Origin of the sequence: Rossellomorea sp. NRS-1567, assembly GCF_050467885.1 — a bacterium.
Classification (GTDB): Bacteria; Bacillota; Bacilli; order Bacillales; family Bacillaceae_B; genus Rossellomorea; species Rossellomorea aquimaris_C.
In genome coordinates this window covers 22375-39870 of sequence record NZ_JBITPL010000011.1, presented here as the reverse complement: position 1 = coordinate 39870, position 17496 = coordinate 22375, and the positions used below count along the sequence as shown (strand labels likewise).

Sequence of the window (17496 nt, the reverse complement as noted above, 5' to 3'; positions counted from 1 at the left end):
ATATGATTGTCATCAACAAAAAAATCTCCCTTTCAAATGAAAGAGAGATTCATACGTATCACTAACTGGAGTTGAGACAAACTAGTATTCTCAACACGTATTCCTCACCCCTCTCTATATCCACGTAGAGCATAAGCGCATACAACAGGCAGGTCTCCTGACTTAGGTTCACAGCTTCTTATCCCTTCCCATTTCAATAGAAATAGTGGTTGAATGATAAGTCGCTCCCCATCACAGTGGCGGGACCGTGCCGGATTTTCACCGGTCTTCCCTTTTAGCTGAGCATGACTCAGCACCTATTGCATTTGACTATTTAATTTTTCTTTCATAAAAACGAAAAACCCTCTCTGACTACTATAGAGAGGGTTTCATGTTTATTAGAATCCTCTCTTATTTTCCAAAGCCATTTGCTTTGCAGGAATTAGCACCTTTTCAACACATAGGTTGAATGGTTGCCGGGTTTCACAGGGCCAGTCCCTCCACCTCTCTCAATAAGAGTTACACATATATATTCATTTAATATTCCGAAATTTGTAATAATCGTAGCACGGTACATATAAGCTGTCAAAAGAAATTTAATCAATAACTTACACGTTTCTAATAATAGGTACTTTCTACATAATGACATTTGATACAAGATCTTGTTACATCCGTTTCATAGAAGACATGCCTGCAGTTTTCCTGAATGCTCTTCACTTCTTTTTCGAGTTGGATGACTCTCTGATTGAGCTTTACGATATCATTCTTCAATTTGAGTACATGACAAAGAGGTTCATCGATAGATGTTTGATCCATTTTCCACAAACTCCTTCGATTTTTCTTTCAATCCTTTTTCTATTTCCTTATGAGCATCATCAATGCTATTCTCCTTCATTCCCCTTATATCATGTGATATTCTCATTGAACAAAATTTCGGTCCACACATTGAACAAAAATGGGCCGTTTTTGCCCCTTCTGCAGGAAGTGTTTCATCATGATACTCCCTTGCACGTTCCGGGTCCAGGGATAAATTAAATTGGTCATTCCATCTAAATTCAAATCGAGCCTTAGAAACGGCATTATCCCTTACTTGTGCCCCTGGATGCCCTTTCGCCAAATCCGCTGCATGTGCTGCGATTTTATAAGCAATGACACCCTCTCGCACATCATCTTTATTCGGTAATCCCAGATGCTCTTTCGGTGTTACATAGCACAGCATAGCTGTTCCAAACCAACCGATCATGGCAGCCCCTATGGCGGAAGTAATGTGATCATACCCCGGTGCAATATCTGTCGTTAATGGCCCCAGGGTATAAAAAGGAGCTTCATGACATATTTCCATTTGCTTATCCACATTCTCTTTAATCATATGCATCGGTACATGACCAGGGCCTTCAATCATCACCTGTACATCATGCTTCCAAGCAATTTTGGTTAGCTCGCCTAATGTTTCAAGCTCGGCAAACTGTGCTTCATCATTCGCATCAGCGATTGATCCGGGCCTTAAACCATCTCCTAAGGAAACGGAGATATCATAGGCTTTTAAAATCTTACATATATCTTCAAAATGTGAATAAAGAAAGTTCTCTTTATGATGGGCAAGACACCATTGTGCCATGATTGAACCTCCACGGGAAACAATGCCTGTTGTACGCTCAGCCGTCAGCTGAATATACCGCAATAATACACCTGCATGAATGGTGAAATAGTCAACTCCCTGCTCCGCCTGTTCGATCAATGTATCCCTGTACACATCCCAAGTAAGATTCTCAGCAATTCCGTTTACTTTTTCAAGTGCTTGATAGATCGGGACCGTACCGACAGGGACAGGGGAGTTTCGAATGACCCACTCCCTTGTTGTATGAATGTTTTTACCTGTTGATAAGTCCATTATGGTATCGGCACCCCAACGAGTTGCCCACGTCATTTTCTCCACTTCTTCTTCAACGGAAGATGATACGGCAGAGTTTCCGATATTCGCGTTTATTTTCACATGAAAGTGACGACCGATGATCATCGGTTCACATTCAGGATGATTGATATTAGCAGGAATGATGGCCCTGCCCTTTGCTACTTCTTCTCTTACAAATGACGGATCAACATTTTCCCGGATAGCGATGAACTCCATTTCCGGTGTAATGATTCCTTTTTTCGCATAATGCATTTGAGTCACATTACGACCCATTTTCGCCCGCATTGGGGTACGTTTGATAGTAGGGAACGACTCTACGTTTGCACGAGGATCGTCTGATTTATAGCCGTTATCTTCCGGTTCGATGTCACGTCCGGGGTAAGCCGTGACATCCTGACGTTCTTGGATCCACTCTGTGCGAACGGAAGGTAATCCTTTATTAATATCGACTTGGTAATGCTCATCTGTATAAGGTCCGCTTGTATCGTATACACGAACCGGTTCATTTTCTTCCACGCCCAAGGTAACATTCGTCCTACTCAGTTCAATTTCTCTCACCGGTACATGTATGTCTGGCCTTGACCCTCCAACATATACTTTTTTACTGTTTTTAAATTGCGTTTTTAACTCGATTGCCACTTAACTTCTCCTCCTTTTGATTGGATCTTAGAAGTTACTGCGTCAGGCATCCCCATTGTTTAACAAAAGGACATGAAGACACAAAAAAAAGGTCCTGAATAATCAGAACCCGAAATGTCAAAAAGTAGTAAGCGCCTCAAAACACAAATAAACGCTTCCGTACTACTTCCCTACGCTGGTATCATCCAGATCAGGTTCAAAGGGTCAAAGAACTTATGCGTTCTCCTCTCAGTCCAAGCAATGTATCGGACTCCCCTAGTAGAAATATTGATAGTATTCTATTGTATTACATACTATTTTTACCATGATTTATTCTTTTTTCCAATAGTAGTATAGTAACAAATCATATTAGGACATAATCACATGTTTGATTTCCATTACCTTTTTAGAGTCTATACCTAATTCATAGCTCCCATTATGACGGACACCTGAACCTACATGATATTCTCTTGCTTTTAGCTTGCTGTGTATTTTTCCTATATTTTCCACAGTTAAACCAGAACCCGGCATGATAATGGGACCACCCATTTTCTCAATTTCCCTCATTTCACCAATCGTATCCAATCCCTTACTCACTTCAGATCTTCCCCCTGATGTGAGAATTCGATCAACGTTTAAGCCTGAATGGAATATTCCTTTACATAAGGCTACTGGATCATCGGAGAGGTCGATAGCGCGGTGAAAAGTAATCGATTGACCCTTCGCATTTTGTACGATCTCCTTTAAAGCGTGGGAATCAAGCTTACCTTCATGTGATAATGCGCCAAAAACGATGCCCCGGCCCCCCATTTCAACTATGGTTCTAACTTGTTCGGCCATGGTATGCAATTCATCAGACTGATACGAGAAAGATTTACTATGTAATCGGATCATAATCTGAACAGGAATCGAAACAGTCCTTAATACTTTTTCTATCACATGAAAATCAGGAGTTAATCCTCCCTCATGTATGGCAGACACCAATTCAAGTCGATCTGCTCCGGATGCTTCTGCAACTTTGGCATCCTCCTCATTCAAGACTATGACTTCCAGTTTGCTCATGTTGAATTCTCCTAACGTGATGATGTTACGTTAACTTTATCACAATGTTGAAGATTGTAGAACTTGAGATAAAAAAGACAATGATTCCACATACAAATCACTGTCTTCTCCAATCTAATATCTTACTTTATTCAGACAATAAATCCGGATACACCGTTTTTGCTGTTAGCTCAACGGCTTCGCCAATACGCGGTCCCGGTCTTGACATAATATCTGAGTCCAAGAAATGGATCTGGTCATTTTTCACTGCATGTACATCTTTCCAGCTTTCCCGGGACTTGATTTCGGCTGTCGGCTCGTCGACATACCCCACTGTCGTTAAAATCATATTAGGATTCCGTTTAATGATTTCTTCTTCGCCTACTTTCACCCAGCCTTTTTGGTCTACGAAAATATTATCTACCCCGGCCGTTTCCAGTATTTCCTGCTGAAACGTTTCTGCTCCTGCTGTATAAATATCCGGGGAGGGACTGATTTCAAAATATACTTGTTCTTTTTCCTTTAGTGTACTTACTTTTTCTTTCACATCTGAAATCTGTTGCTTGATGCCGTCTACCAATTCGTTCCCCTTCTTCTCTACTCCCATTACCGTTGCAATTTGTTCAATATCCCCATAAACATCTTCAAAGGTTTGGGCAGATTGAATGACGAATACGTTTAATCCTGCCTCTTCAAGTTGCTTCACTCCGGCATCATCTCCAGTGGTATATGCAATGACAACTTCGGGCTTTAGTGCAATGACCTCTTCAGCATTGACCGTCATGGAATCCGACACTCTTTTAATCTCCTTCGCTTCTTCAGGATAGTTGTCGAATTCAGTTGCCCCGACTACCTTATCTCCTGCTCCTATGGCAAAGAGAATCTCTGTGTTACTCGGCTGTAAGGAAATAACGGTTTCCGGCACTTTCTCAAAGCTAATCTCTTCTCCCCTGTCATCTGTCACAGAATAAGACTCATTTTCAGGCTTGACTTCCTTTGTGGATGTTACTTCTTCCCCATTGCTGCACCCTGCGAAAACAACCAGGATGATTGATAATAGTAAACTATTTAACCATGACTTTTTCATATTTCATCTTCCCCGCTTCTCTATTTTTTTTCGCTATACGATTTACTCACAAAAGGAATTTCTTCAATCCCTTCACATTTATTCACATACACAGCCATCACAAACAGGACATTTGCCAGTAAATGAGCGTACTTAAATAAAATGTTCTCCACTTTCATCTCAGTACTGACTTTATGTAAGGCACGGACGGACTTTTTTGCTTCACTGCGACAGGTATGAAGCGTACATGCGGCTGTACAGCCTTGAGGAAGGACAAAGGTTTGGATAAGGTCCTCGACTTCCAACACATAACGATCGTACATTTGGCTCAATTTATTCAAGTCCTCTTCCATGATGGCCGTCATTCCCCGCACCGAGCCATTGAGATGGTACGCCATCTCAGCTAAATATAGTAAATCGTCGTGCACTTTCGGTAAGTGTTCCGTCAATGATGACGCGAGTCCGATTTTAGTCGACAGTGAATCGGTCCGGATCTCAAAATCTACGGTTGAAACAGACTCACGCATATAGGGATAACATAAGTAGCGGAAATCCTTTGCCATATGTAAGTTCCTCCTTTCTGAATGATGTTTGTGAAACACCTATCGTATCTTCCGGGAGGGCACATAAACACAAAAAAACCACCCAAGAATATTGGCCGGCAGTTGTCATCCATATGAAAAAGAGATGCTAAAAAGCCGCACCATACCCTTAACTTCCGAAGAGCATAATACGATGAAAAAAAGGCAGGTATCCTGGCTCGTGCGTCAGCCTACTCTAAGAACCTTCCCATCTGAATGATCAAATAGTGGTTTTCTTCTTATTTCGTCAGCACTTACAGTTGCGGAAACAGCTTCGGATTCACACCGAATTCCCTTTATGCTAAAGATCAGCACCTAATTTCTGCGTGGGTTTATTCACTTAAGGAACATTATACCACTTTATCCATTTCAAAGTTGATGAAGTTTTGCATAAAAAACAAACATGTTGACGTACAAGCTTGAATATCTTTTGAGTATGTGAAGAAATGATAAGGAGGAAAAACATGAAGCAATTCGTTGTTTTGATATTATGCGTATTCTTATTAAGTGCATGCGGCGACAAAGAACCTGCATCCTATGAATTATGTGGATACGGGGATATGATGGTGGTGAACAAGAAGGAATATGTGAAAGTCTCTGAGGAGAAGAAGCTGGTCCTTGATGAAGAGCTCGGGGCTATTAAAGAAAAGATTGATAGTGAATATCACCCTGTTAATGACTTCACGGCAAATACACTTAAAAAAGGAACACCCATCTATAGCGTGAAGGATCACAGCAACTACCTGATTGCTCAGACTGAGGATAATCGCTATATTTTATATGAGGAAATAAAATAAAAGGAGGGCTGTAAGCGAATGTTTACAGCCCTCCTTTATTTAGTTCGTAGAATTCAAGGAAATCAATCGATACAGAATCGTCGTTTTCTCATCCGTCCACTCCATCTTTTCAATCCTGCCGTAACCACTGGGATCACTGTGTTTCGTTTTTCTGACATCTATCGGAATATGCATAGGATAAAGGCGATATCCATCCTTTTGAAGCTCGAACAGATTCTCTTCTTTCCGCACTTCTTTTCCTTTTGTCACGATCATCGTGTTTAATTCCAAGCCCATGCCCATTTCGCTTGACCTCAATCCTTTTTTATTTAATCATACACCACTGTCTATTGATTTTTCATCCATGTGCATAGCATGGAGACGATTTGTTGATTCTTTCGTGGTGGAAAGTAGTGCGTAAACTCTTTAAAGTATCGGGACGACACAGATTTCTCCAACTCTTTCAGTCTTTTTTCTAATCTATATGCATGCTCCACGGAAACGTTCTGATCCTTTTCACCGTGAATGATCAATACGGGAGCTTCAAGGTTGTCCAATTCGTATAGTGGGGTACGCCATTCGTATCGTTCCGGAACTTTATTGGGACTTCCCCCTATGACTCTTTTCATCATTCTCCTGAGATCCTTCCGTTCGTCATATGTTAAAAACATATCTGAAACGCCTCCCCATGTAACAACCGAGGTGACGTCCCTCTGCTCTATGCCTGTCAGAAGTGCCATGACCCCTCCACGGGAAAAGCCAAACACATGGATCCGGTTATGGACCACTCTGTGATAGTCTTTAAGCAATTCAACACCCGAAATGGCGTCTTCACGATCATCCCCCGCAAAATCTTCATTTCCCTCTCCACCAAGGTTTCCTCGGTAATAAGGAGCAAATACAATGAATCCGTGAGAAGCAAATTGAGCGATTCTCGCCGGGCGGACCATGCCGACGCCTTTGATCCCACCTCTTAAATAGAGAAAACCCTCATACTTCCCACCTCCAGCAGGTTCAGCCAATAAGCCCTTTACCCGTAGACCGGAGGATAGATAGGTAATTTCATATAGTTCCACATGAGGATTAGGTGAAGGAAACAAGGTTTTCTTCACAATCGTTCCGTTTTTCATATTCTCTTCCTTTCAAAACGTGCATTGGGTATTCACACATTTTTTATACTTCACATAGGATATTTTAGCAAATCTCATCATCAGCAGACGATTCAAGACCCTGCCTTTATGACCATCCTACCCTTTTAATATGGAAAGATAAACAAGGCAAAGAGAGATGCACTCATCCCCATTCTATCGTTAAACGAGTTTCATAAAGCTTAAAGGAGGAATATTGAATGAAAAAATGGCTTCGTAGTGGCTTTGCCGTGTTGCTCATAGGTATGTTGGCAATCGGATTGACAGCATGTGGAGAAAAAGAAGAAATCGTACAGAAAGTTCGTGTAGCAGAAGTGACCCGCTCGATTTTCTATGCTCCTGAATATGTCGCAATCGAAAAAGGATTCTTCAAAGAAGAGGGGCTGGACATTGAACTGACCACTACCTGGGGTGGAGATAAGACCATGACCACCTTGCTATCGGGCGGCGCAGATATCGCCCTGGTCGGTTCAGAAACCTCCATCTACGTCCATGCACAAGGTTCGGATGATCCGGTCATTAACTTTGCTCAATTAACCCAGACCGATGGAACATTTCTTGTTTCCCGTGAAAAAGTAGAGAACTTTGAATGGGATCAGCTAAAGGGCACCACCTTCCTTGGTCAGCGTAAAGGCGGTATGCCGCAAATGGTTGGGGAATTTGTCCTGAAGCAGAATGGCATCGACCCGCAAAGCGATTTAAACCTGATCCAAAACATTGATTTCGCGAATATCGCGAGTGCCTTTGCATCCGGTACAGGAGATTACGTTCAGCTATTCGAACCAACGGCATCCATTTTTGAACAGGAAGGAAAAGGGCATATCGTGGCTTCCTTTGGAACAGAATCCGGTCACGTTCCCTATACAACGTTCATGTCCAAAGACAGCTACATGAAAGAAAACAAAGAAACCGTAGAGAAATTTACGGAAGCTCTGTACAAAGCTCAAGCATGGGTGGCGGAAAACAGTGCAGCAGACATTGCGAAAGTGATCGAGCCCTATTTTGAAGACACAGAGCTTTCATTAATTGAAACGGTTGTTGATCGCTACAAATCACAAGGGTCCTTCGCCACAGATCCAATCCTTGACGAAGAAGAGTGGAACAATCTCCAAAACATTATGGATGAAGCAGGAGAGCTACCACAGTCCGTTGATCATGAAACGTTAGTGAACACGTCAATCGCTGAAAAAGCAGCAAAGTAGAACATCCGGGGCTGACTTCACATGTCAGCCCTTCCCTTATAGAAAAAAACGAAAATGGAGGCTAAAATACAGTGAACTTTCTATCTTTAGAATCGATCCACCACACCTACTTTTCACCCAAAACGGCCACCCATGCCCTCTCAGACATTACGCTTGCGGTAAAAGAAGGGGAGTTTGTCTCGTTTATCGGTCCGAGTGGATGCGGGAAAACCACGTTACTCTCCATTATTGCAGGACTCATCCGGCCGACAGAAGGAACGATTCTTTTAAACCAACAACCCATTCGAAAAATGAAAGAGAAACTGGGATACATGCTTCAGCAGGACTATCTGTTTCCGTGGAAGACCATCGAAGAAAATATTTTTCTAGGTTTGACCATTATGGGGACCCTGACAGAAGAAAAGAGGAATGAAGCACGTGCTTTGTTGGCTGAAATGGGGTTAGAAGGTGTAGAAACATCTTATCCAAGGGAACTATCGGGAGGAATGCGTCAAAGAGTGGCGCTGATTCGAACTCTCATCACAGAACCTCAATTACTTCTACTGGATGAACCATTCTCAGCACTCGATTATCAAACCAAATTAAAGCTAGAGGATCTGGTGTATTCCACATTAAAGTCTTTCGGCAAAACCGCTATTCTTGTGACCCATGATATTGGCGAAGCCATCTCCATGAGTGACCGCATCATTCTATTCGGGTCGAAACCAGGGTATATACACACGATATTCGAGGTCCCGCCCCCGTTAAAAGAGTTAATGCCCTTTGAAGTGAGGAATCACCAGGAATACCCGGGATTTTTCCAAACCATATGGAAGGAGCTTGAAAAACTTGAATCACGAATCGATTAAACAAAAACACCAGGAATACATCCAATCAATTAAAAAAGAACAACGATGGGTTTGGTTTTATCAGGCTCTTATTTTCTTTGTGTTCTTTACTCTGTGGGAAATCGCGAGCCGGAACAGTTGGATAGATCCCCTCATTTTCAGCTCACCCTCAAAAATCTGGAAGCTGTTTCTCGTAAAACTTGGAGACGGAAGCCTTCTGGCCAATCTTTCTGTCACACTCGGTGAAACCATCATCGGATTCATTCTCGGCACCTTACTTGGAACCCTTTTAGCCGCTTTATTATGGTGGTCACCATTTCTTTCTAAAGTATTGGACCCTTATCTTGTGATCCTGAATGCCATGCCGAAAGTAGCCCTCGGTCCGATATTGATTGTAGGGTTGGGACCCGGCTTCACATCGATCATCGCCATGGGTACCGTCATTTCCGTCATCATCACCACGATTGTTGTGTATACTTCCTTCAGGGAAGTGGACCCGAATTATTTAAAGGTGATGCAGACCTTCGGAGCAAGAAGGGGGCAAATGTTCAAAGAAGTCATTCTCCCTGCCTCTTTCCCTACCATCATCTCGACACTGAAAGTCAACGTGGGCTTATCATGGGTCGGGGTCATCGTAGGAGAATTCCTTGTTTCCGCCAAAGGGCTTGGGTATATGATCATTTATGGTTTCCAGGTCTTTAACTTTACCCTTGTCCTGCTATCCCTGCTTGTCATTGCCGTATTCGCTACCATTATGTATAAGCTGGTTGAACAACTCGAAAAGAAGTTGATCAAATCTTAAGGTTGAGATCCCTTATTCTTTTGAGAGCCAAGTCCACCACTTGATCTTTCATGATAAAACTAAAGGAAAGATCGTCATGAATGTTGGAGAAATCCCCATTCCAAAGGACGGCTCCTTCTGTTTCCAGATAATCTTCCTTGCTTATGATCTCCTCAGCGTTAGCAAAGAAAATCGTTTTGATAAATGGTGAGTGATCATATACCTTATATTCTCCAATGCATAACGGCTCCTTGATCACTCCCCCTGTCTCTTCAAACGTTTCACGTACCGCAGCTTCCTCAAGGGTTTCTCCTTTTTCCCGCTTCCCACCAGGAAACTCCAGACCTCTTTTTTTATGCCGTGTTAACAACCATTTCTCCTTGTAGCGGCATAGAACCAACACATGGTGTGATTCTTGTTGAAAGCTTCCCTTTTTAAAGGATATTTCTACTTTCTTCCCATTTTCGTCGATAAACTGTTCCACTAATTTCACCTCATCCGTACACACTTTCTTTCATCTAACCATAAATAAAAAGCATTGGTCCACAGATATCTCTTCTGAACCAACACTTTTATTCATTATTCCGGATCCTCATGAGGTTCTGAATCCAATATACCTATACTCTCGATGAATTTCTTCGCTTCATCATCTCCCAGACGATGAAGCATTTCATACACTTGATGCAGGTTTTCATCATATGCATCATTTTCCCGGTCAAAATGATATTGAACATAAGGAACGTGAGCCCGGTAGAAATTTTGCCAATCGACCGAGTGATTGGAATCGAACACTTCCCGCAGCTGAGTGATTTCTTCATCTGTTGCAGATATCTTAAAGTTCCATTCGGAATCTGTCGAGCTTCTTGAAATCTCACCAGTGGCTACTTCAATATAATAATCGTGTCGTTCTTCGTTCATCTTCCCACTCCTTCACTGTGCTTACCCTTCATTTTCCTCAATTGACGAAATTCTATTCACTTCGATTTCTTCTTTAAGACTTCTACCGCTTTCCTGAGAAACTCCGGTACAGGTACTCCTGCACGCCCTACATTTTCTATGATCGATATCATTTCATTACATAAGTAAAAAATAATCGTGGCATTACGAATAAAGTGTTGATTTGTTAGTATAGTATCAATAAGGTGGGCAACCGTGACAAGGGAAAAAATCAGCACCTTCCGGCCAATCCCCCTCAAACCGAATTTACTGGATAACTTCCCTTCAATCCCACTTGCAATCATCCCTGTAAAATAATCCAAAGTCACGGCAATTAACAAAATGGTCAACAGCGAATTCCATTCCCCAAATAAGTTTAAAATGATTGCACCTAGTCCCGATCCAACGAACAGCATACTTTTTTCCAAATAAAGCATCTCCTTTTTCTAATGGTTGGCTTGTAACAAGTGAATGTGAAACCAGGACTTCACCGGCTTTAACAGCAGCTTCTCGTGTCAAAAAGTGCAAAAACCATTTTATAGCCCATGGTTAATTAGTCTTATAAAGGGTAAAGACAAATAAGAGTTGTCCTAGCATAATATGTAGAGTAATTCATAAACGTTCATGGTAAAATGAAACGAAAGGGAGGTGAAGCGCATGAAGTTAATCGAAGAAATTTATGAAATGTACCGTGGAAGGATCAAAGGTACCGACGAAGACTTAGACCTCATTGCCCTTACAATCTTAGAAGATACCTCCAGGAGCGAGCTACTGGAACTTATTCAGGAAATGGAAACAGAAGAATTACAATACTTCTTCCGCTTATACATATTTGAAACACTGAAAGAAAAATGGTCCAACAGCGAAGAACGAGTGAGACTGGAAAAAAAGAGCCTTCATTAATTGAAAAGGTGAAAGAAGAAAAAGAAGAAGCCTTGATCCGAATTTCCCGGAATAAGGCTTCTTCCCATTTCATCCCCTCACATCAAGGACATGTCCTTTATCGGGATGCGGCGCAGGCTGACTGACCTGCATTTCTCTCATCATTACGGTCGCTTGAGCTGTTTGTGTCGCCATCTGACTTTTCAATAAATTCATACTGAGTGTGCGTTGAAGCTCAGCGACTTGCTTGCCCATCATTGAAGAAACTTCCATGGTAATATCCCCCTCGTTTCGTTTATCGAAGCTGGAACATACTAATAAAAAATTCATATGCACCTTTGAGGATACCAAATATTACTAGTCATTAGTAGATAAACCTGCGTATTCACGTCATAAAAATGTTGATTTTCGTCCATGAACTTCCCCATCTTTTATGGTAAAATAGTGAAAAAAAGGGGGGTGCATAATGTCAGTAACTCTTGTTCTGATCATTGCCGTTGCTATATGTATCTTAGTGATATTCGTAAGTGCCCTTACGACTTCCAAAGCATATACAGCTGTTAAACATACAGTCGATCCACTTGAAGATAATCCTCACTTGGAAAAGATGAAGCAAGATGAAGAAAAGCAAGACAAATAAAATAAAATCCACCGTTCTAAATTTGAACGGTGGATTTTTTAATGCTCTTATGCAAAAACCTGCTTTAGCTCTTCATTGCTTTGGCTAAGCCAGAATTTCATTAATTTCTTTGCTCCTTCTAAATCATGGAGCTTCGCCTGGCCGCATTGTTTTTCATTGGCTGCCGGAATTTCTTCTATCTCGACCGCTTCTTTCATCGTATCATTCAAAAGGTCGATGATTTCTTCCACTTTCGGCTCTCCGCTAACGACCAGGTAGTAGCCAGTCTGGCATCCCATAGGAGAAATATCAATTATATCGAAATGAGCATACGGCTCTGCGTATTTACGGATGGTGAAGGCTAATAAATGCTCAAGTGTATGAATGGAATCAGGCTTCATCGCTTGTTTGTTTGGCTGACAGAAACGAATATCAAACTTGTTGATAAGTCCGTCGCTTCCTACCTTATGGACACCGCAATGTCTCACAAAAGGTGCTTTCACTGCATTATGATCTAATTCAAAGCTTTCTACTGAAGGCATTAAAATCACTCCCATTTAGTTTCTAGTTATAAGTATAACGTAAATTCATAGTTATTTCATCAACTTAATATGAATTAGGGTGAAAACCTGTTTTTTCTATAAAAAGTGTAACCTGATTTTCAGTAATAACATTGGAATGTCGCGATTATGATAACCTTTGAATCAACAATAAGCCAAAAACATTTTAATCCCCTATACAGTTTTGATATAGTAAAAGAAAATCAATCAGGAGACAGATTATGAAAAGGTTATTGTTATTTGTATTTAAGGTGTACCAGCGTGTCATCTCTCCCCTCAAGCCTCCCACTTGCCGGTTTTATCCAACCTGTTCCCATTACGGTGTTCAGGCAGTGAGTCGGTTCGGTGCTTTACGCGGAGGATGGTTGACAGTAAAAAGGATTTTGAAGTGCCACCCTTTTCATCCTGGTGGAATTGACCACGTGCCTGAAGAATGGCCTTCTAAAAATACGAATCATTCCGACTAGCTCCTATCCGGAGGTGGTCTTTCTTTTTTTAAAAGGATAAAAATTTAAAAATTCATCCATATATCTTGCTTATTCCCCATAACGGTAGTAAAATAACCTTTGTGCTAAATCGTAATCATTACAGTTATCAAATTAATTACTTTAAAGGAGGATTCCTCTTGAACTATATTCGTATGAGTTTACTTTTATTATTGATTTTAGTATTATCCGCTTGCGGAGCCTCTTCTGAGCAGGAAGAAGGAAAAAGTAAAGATAAATTGGAAGTGTACACCACCGTGTATCCACTGGAGGATTTCACGAAGAAAATCGGAGGGGAACATGTGGATGTGGAAAGCATTTACCCTCCAGGTGCCGATGAGCATACGTTTGAGCCTTCTCAAAAAGATATGATTAAAATGGCTGATGGAGATGTTTTCTTCTACATCGGTATGGGACTTGAAGGATTCGTTGAGGGATCGAAAACGATTCTGGAAAACGAAGATGTAGTCGTTGTACCGACCAGTGAACATGTTGAATTGAATCATGAAGGAGATCATGGTGAAGAAAGTGCGGAAGAGCATGAAGAACATGGAGACTCTCACGAGGATGAGCACAACCATGACGTTGATCCTCATCTTTGGTTAGACCCGGTGTACTCTAAAGAAATGGCGAAAACCATTGCCGATACCCTTTCAAAAGAAATGCCGGAACATGAGGAAGATTTCCAGGCGAACCTCGCTGCATTAACGAAAGATTTAGATGCGCTGGACACTGAATTTAAGGACATGGCAGAAAATTCGCCAAAGAAAACCTTCTACGTTTCTCATGCTGCTTACAGCTATTGGGAAGAACGCTACGGATTGCATCAAGAAGCCATCGCCGGATTGAATACGGCTGATGAGCCTTCTCAGCAAGAGCTTAAGAAGATCATTGAAAAAGGGAAAGAAGACAATGTTCAATACATCCTCTTTGAACAAAACGTCTCTTCCCGTCTAACAGAAGTCGTTCAAAACGAATTGGGTGCAAAAGCCCTGACCCTCCATAATCTATCTGTCCTTACCGAAGAAGACAGAAACAATGATGAAGATTATTTTTCACTCATGAAGAAGAACATCGAGACGTTGAAACAGGCATTACAATAGAACATTTTGAGAGAGAGCAGCTGGTGAGCTGCTCTTTTTTAGTTTTCGCGTTTAAAATTCTTTATAAAATGGTACTTTTCAAGATTAATCGTTAAATTACCAAGTATATTAGCAATTATCGACGGGTTTTTTAGCTCCGGGAGTCGGCCGATACCAATTTTATTTTCAAATTCGGTCAACTTATTTTCAATTTTCCAGATTTATTTTCAAAATCGAGCCATTTATTTTCAAATTTTCGATTTTATTTTCAAATCACCATTACCTGAATATAGATCCTCGATCCCCCACACCGCTAAGCCAATTTACAATTATATTTACTACTATATTATCGACTTTGGATCATATATTTTCGACTTTCCGATTATAGCATCGACTCTGCCTATTATATTATCAACTTACAAAAATCGACATTCCCCAACAGCATTTCAGATCAACAATCAAACTTTCTCTCCCCTACTAAAAATCATGAATATTATTTTCCATTAAGTGGACAATAAGGAAATGTTAAAGACTAGTAAGGGAGACATGAGAATGGATGAATTAGTAATTGCTCGTTCCTTGTTTGGTACTACAATGGCCTTTCATATCATTTTTGCTACACTCGGAGTCGGTATTCCATTAATGATTCTTGTGGCAGAAATTATGTATCAGCGGACGAATGATCTGGACTATTCCGTGATGGCAAAACGCTGGACCAAGGCGTTCGCCGTGCTGCTGGGGGTTGGAATTCCGACAGGGACGATTGCCGGTGTTCAATTGTCCCTCCTGTGGCCTGGATTCATGGAGGTTATCGGACGGGTGATGGCACTGCCGTTCCAAATTGAAATCTATGCGTTTTTTGTGGAAGCGTTATTTATGTCTATTTATGTGTATGCGGCGAATCGGATCGCTCCATGGATGAGGATTGTGAGTCTTGTCCTGGTCGCCATCGGGGGACTCGCATCAGCCGTATTAATCACGAATGTGCATGCGTTTGAAGGGACACCTGCCGGATTTGAAATGGTGAACGGTGAAATCACCAACGTGGATCCTTGGAAAGCCTTCTTTAATCCAAGCTTTTTCGTAACGGCGGGGCATGTAGCCTTATCTGCTTATGTCGTGGGGTCGTTTACGATTGCGACAGTCTCTGCATTTAAGATGCTCCGAACTTCATATGGGTCAAGAATTTATAAATTTCATCAAAAATCCCTTATGATTTGTTTATTAGTCGGGGGCGTCTTCTCCTTCTTCACAGCGATTAATGGTCATGAATCGGCTCAAATGCTCCATGAATATCAGCCTGAGAAACTGGCTGCGGCTGAGGGATTGTTTGAGACGCAAACCCATGCCCCGCTTGCGATTGGTGGGTTCACGGATCCTGTGGAACAGGAAGTGAAATGGGGTGTCGAAATCCCTTGGGCCCTTAGTTTCCTTGCTGGAAACAGCTTCGACACGGAGGTTATCGGCTTAAATGACTTCCCTAAAGAATATTGGCCGCCTCTCTTCGTTCATACGTTATTCAACGCGATGGTGGGGATTGGGTCTCTGCTCATTTTACTTTCCCTCATTGCCTACGTATGGAACAAATTATTGAAAAAAGACCGGTTCCCTAAATGGTTGATGTGGTCGTTTGTAGCAGGCGGTCCCCTATCGATCTTAGCCATCGAATTCGGATGGATTTTCGCTTGTACGGGCCGTCAGCCCTGGACGATTTACCGCATTCTCAGTACAGAGGACTCGGTTACCACGACAGGAAACTTAGCCGTTCTGTTCGTTCTGTTCGTTTCGGTTTATGCGATTTTGGCTGTGTCCGTGGTTCTTGTTCTATTGTATTACTTCAAACGGAATCCGCCTGAAAAAGACATCAACAAAGCGGAAGGAAATGATAAGGATATTCCTCTATCCACATAACCCGCAAGAATTGGAGGTGAAGTTATGACACAAGCATTGATTGCCATCACGATACTATGGGGATTCGTCTTTATTTATGCCGTCATGGCAACGATGGATTTCGGGGCCGGCTTTTGGTCGATGGTCTACATTAATCATGACAAAACTAAAGCGACCAATATCGCCAACCGGTATCTGTCTCCAACCTGGGAAGTGACGAATACATTCATCGTTGCCCTGGTAGTGGCAGTGTATAGTATGTTTCCGGGTGCGGCCTATTCATTAGGAACGGTCTTGCTCGTCCCGGGAAGTTTAATCCTGCTGCTTCTGGCTATTCGAAGTGCATTTCTGGTATTCTCTCACGTGGCAGATGATTACAGAAAGCCATTGACCTATGTAACAGGGATTACAGGCTTACTGATTCCAGGGCTGCTCATCAGCGTACTTCCCATCTCTCACGGACCTTACATCGATTTTGAAGACGGACAAACGCTTCTTCTGGGGAAGCTGTTTACGAGTCCGCATGAATATGCCTTCTTCGGATTTGCCGTTGCCAGTACGTTGTTCCTTTCATCTTTACTTCTTGCCGACTACTCCAAAGCTTCCAAGGAATTTGAAGCTTTTAAAGTGTATCGGCGGGATGCCATGATCATCGGTCCAATCTCTGTCGTCATGGCGTTCTTCATCATGTTCACCATGAAAAATGAAGCGTCATGGATCTATGAAAGAATGATGGAAGACCAGATTTTGTTATGGGTCTCCTTAATCGGCTTCCTGGTTGCCGGGGGAGCATTATTTCTCCCCACCAATAAAGAGGGCATGAAGGGGATGCCCCGTGTGGCTGTCATCGCCGTGACCTTTCAATATGTACTGGCAAGCTACGTATACGGTAAAGCCCACCTGCCCTATATCATCTACCCGGAAGTCACGATCCAGTCCGGATTCACGGATCCCAACTCGTTTAAGGCTGTGTTCATCACCTATATCGTCGGATTCATCATCCTGTTTCCCGGGTTTGTCTACTTTTGGAGCTTGTTTATGAATGATAAACGATATTTGAGGCAAAAAAGTGAATGACTGCACCATAGCTCCGAGACTCTCGGAGCTATTT

General features: G+C 42.0%; 22 protein-coding genes and 4 riboswitches. Of the genes, 10 read left to right on the top strand and 12 right to left on the bottom strand.

Features of this window, described 5'->3' with window-relative positions:
• Positions 1–130 precede the first annotated feature (130 nt).
• Positions 131–315, bottom strand: a riboswitch (cobalamin riboswitch).
• Positions 316–387: 72 nt separating this feature from the next.
• Positions 388–498, bottom strand: a riboswitch (SAM riboswitch).
• 99 nt (positions 499–597) lie between these two features.
• The 5 genes from ACIFOD_RS07185 to ACIFOD_RS07165 form a co-directional block, all read right to left on the bottom strand.
• Positions 598–795: a hypothetical protein gene (locus ACIFOD_RS07185; RefSeq protein WP_427600565.1), complete on the bottom strand. Its 198-nt coding sequence runs from the start codon at positions 793–795 to the stop codon at positions 598–600.
• Entirely contained in the window at positions 773–2530 is a 1758-nt protein-coding gene (thiC, locus tag ACIFOD_RS07180; RefSeq protein WP_430314068.1) for a phosphomethylpyrimidine synthase ThiC, read from the bottom strand. The genes ACIFOD_RS07185 and thiC overlap by 23 nt, the downstream gene beginning before the upstream one ends.
• A 150-nt stretch (positions 2531–2680) precedes the next feature.
• Positions 2681–2797: riboswitch (TPP riboswitch) on the bottom strand.
• A gap of 81 nt (positions 2798–2878) precedes the next feature.
• A complete protein-coding gene (locus ACIFOD_RS07175; protein ID WP_430314067.1) occupies positions 2879–3571 on the bottom strand; it encodes a copper homeostasis protein CutC in 693 nt (230 codons plus the stop codon).
• A gap of 127 nt (positions 3572–3698) precedes the next feature.
• On the bottom strand, positions 3699–4637 hold the full coding sequence (locus ACIFOD_RS07170) for an ABC transporter substrate-binding protein (RefSeq protein WP_430314066.1): 939 nt from the start codon (positions 4635–4637) through the stop codon (positions 3699–3701).
• 20 nt (positions 4638–4657) lie between these two features.
• Entirely contained in the window at positions 4658–5179 is a 522-nt protein-coding gene (locus tag ACIFOD_RS07165; protein ID WP_430314065.1) for a hypothetical protein, read from the bottom strand.
• A 165-nt stretch (positions 5180–5344) separates the two neighbouring features.
• Positions 5345–5531: riboswitch (cobalamin riboswitch) on the bottom strand.
• A gap of 130 nt (positions 5532–5661) precedes the next feature.
• Here ACIFOD_RS07165 and ACIFOD_RS07160 point away from each other — a divergent pair.
• Positions 5662–5994, top strand: coding sequence for a hypothetical protein (locus ACIFOD_RS07160; RefSeq protein ID WP_430314064.1), 333 nt, complete (start codon positions 5662–5664; stop codon positions 5992–5994).
• A 39-nt stretch (positions 5995–6033) separates the two neighbouring features.
• Here the strand turns inward: ACIFOD_RS07160 and ACIFOD_RS07155 are convergent, their stop codons facing one another.
• Positions 6034–6276 carry a DUF2584 domain-containing protein gene (locus tag ACIFOD_RS07155; protein ID WP_324745105.1) on the bottom strand — a complete coding sequence of 81 codons (243 nt, stop codon included), beginning with the start codon at positions 6274–6276 and terminating at the stop codon, positions 6034–6036.
• A gap of 44 nt (positions 6277–6320) precedes the next feature.
• A complete protein-coding gene (locus ACIFOD_RS07150) occupies positions 6321–7103 on the bottom strand; it encodes an alpha/beta hydrolase family protein (protein ID WP_397554459.1) in 783 nt (260 codons plus the stop codon).
• A gap of 218 nt (positions 7104–7321) precedes the next feature.
• Here ACIFOD_RS07150 and ACIFOD_RS07145 point away from each other — a divergent pair, with 218 nt between their 5' ends.
• The 3 genes from ACIFOD_RS07145 to ACIFOD_RS07135 all read left to right on the top strand — a co-directional run bounded on the left by ACIFOD_RS07145 (position 7322) and on the right by ACIFOD_RS07135 (position 9952).
• Positions 7322–8323, top strand: a complete 1002-nt coding sequence (locus ACIFOD_RS07145) for an ABC transporter substrate-binding protein (protein ID WP_430314063.1) — start codon at positions 7322–7324, stop codon at positions 8321–8323.
• A 71-nt stretch (positions 8324–8394) separates the two neighbouring features.
• Complete coding sequence (locus tag ACIFOD_RS07140; protein WP_430314062.1) at positions 8395–9171, top strand: ABC transporter ATP-binding protein; 777 nt, start codon at positions 8395–8397, stop codon at positions 9169–9171.
• A complete protein-coding gene (locus ACIFOD_RS07135) occupies positions 9152–9952 on the top strand; it encodes an ABC transporter permease (protein WP_430314061.1) in 801 nt (266 codons plus the stop codon). Before ACIFOD_RS07140 ends, ACIFOD_RS07135 begins: the two co-directional genes overlap by 20 nt.
• On the opposite strand, the gene ytkD is transcribed toward ACIFOD_RS07135, so the two are convergent.
• From ytkD to ACIFOD_RS07120, 3 genes are all read right to left on the bottom strand, one after another.
• On the bottom strand, positions 9942–10415 hold the full coding sequence (gene ytkD, locus ACIFOD_RS07130; protein WP_430314060.1) for an RNA deprotection pyrophosphohydrolase: 474 nt from the start codon (positions 10413–10415) through the stop codon (positions 9942–9944). The two genes, ACIFOD_RS07135 and ytkD, sit on opposite strands and share 11 nt — an antisense overlap.
• A gap of 95 nt (positions 10416–10510) precedes the next feature.
• Entirely contained in the window at positions 10511–10849 is a 339-nt protein-coding gene (locus ACIFOD_RS07125) for a hydrolase (RefSeq protein WP_430314059.1), read from the bottom strand.
• A gap of 56 nt (positions 10850–10905) precedes the next feature.
• Positions 10906–11295: a phage holin family protein gene (locus ACIFOD_RS07120; RefSeq protein ID WP_324745114.1), complete on the bottom strand. Its 390-nt coding sequence runs from the start codon at positions 11293–11295 to the stop codon at positions 10906–10908.
• Between the two features lie 229 nt (positions 11296–11524).
• Here ACIFOD_RS07120 and ACIFOD_RS07115 point away from each other — a divergent pair, with 229 nt between their 5' ends.
• Positions 11525–11770: a DUF6154 family protein gene (locus tag ACIFOD_RS07115; protein WP_397554453.1), complete on the top strand. Its 246-nt coding sequence runs from the start codon at positions 11525–11527 to the stop codon at positions 11768–11770.
• A 69-nt stretch (positions 11771–11839) separates the two neighbouring features.
• Here the strand turns inward: ACIFOD_RS07115 and ACIFOD_RS07110 are convergent, their stop codons facing one another.
• Complete coding sequence (locus ACIFOD_RS07110; protein ID WP_430314058.1) at positions 11840–12022, bottom strand: polyribonucleotide nucleotidyltransferase; 183 nt, start codon at positions 12020–12022, stop codon at positions 11840–11842.
• Positions 12023–12215: 193 nt separating this feature from the next.
• Here ACIFOD_RS07110 and ytzI point away from each other — a divergent pair, with 193 nt between their 5' ends.
• On the top strand, positions 12216–12389 hold the full coding sequence (gene ytzI / locus ACIFOD_RS07105) for a YtzI protein (protein WP_430314057.1): 174 nt from the start codon (positions 12216–12218) through the stop codon (positions 12387–12389).
• A 47-nt stretch (positions 12390–12436) separates the two neighbouring features.
• Here the strand turns inward: ytzI and ACIFOD_RS07100 are convergent, their stop codons facing one another.
• The gene (locus ACIFOD_RS07100; protein WP_397554452.1) at positions 12437–12910 is read right to left on the bottom strand and encodes an S-ribosylhomocysteine lyase; all 474 of its coding nucleotides are present in this window, start codon (positions 12908–12910) and stop codon (positions 12437–12439) included.
• A 239-nt stretch (positions 12911–13149) separates the two neighbouring features.
• Here ACIFOD_RS07100 and yidD point away from each other — a divergent pair, with 239 nt between their 5' ends.
• From yidD to ACIFOD_RS07080, 4 genes are all read left to right on the top strand, one after another.
• A complete protein-coding gene (gene yidD, locus ACIFOD_RS07095; RefSeq protein ID WP_397554451.1) occupies positions 13150–13395 on the top strand; it encodes a membrane protein insertion efficiency factor YidD in 246 nt (81 codons plus the stop codon).
• Between the two features lie 173 nt (positions 13396–13568).
• On the top strand, positions 13569–14516 hold the full coding sequence (locus tag ACIFOD_RS07090; protein WP_430314083.1) for a metal ABC transporter substrate-binding protein: 948 nt from the start codon (positions 13569–13571) through the stop codon (positions 14514–14516).
• A gap of 531 nt (positions 14517–15047) precedes the next feature.
• Positions 15048–16406 (top strand): cytochrome ubiquinol oxidase subunit I, encoded by a 1359-nt coding sequence (locus ACIFOD_RS07085; protein WP_430314056.1) that lies wholly within the window; start codon positions 15048–15050, stop codon positions 16404–16406.
• Between the two features lie 24 nt (positions 16407–16430).
• A complete protein-coding gene (locus tag ACIFOD_RS07080; protein WP_430314055.1) occupies positions 16431–17462 on the top strand; it encodes a cytochrome d ubiquinol oxidase subunit II in 1032 nt (343 codons plus the stop codon).
• The last annotated feature ends 34 nt before the right edge of the window (positions 17463–17496 follow it).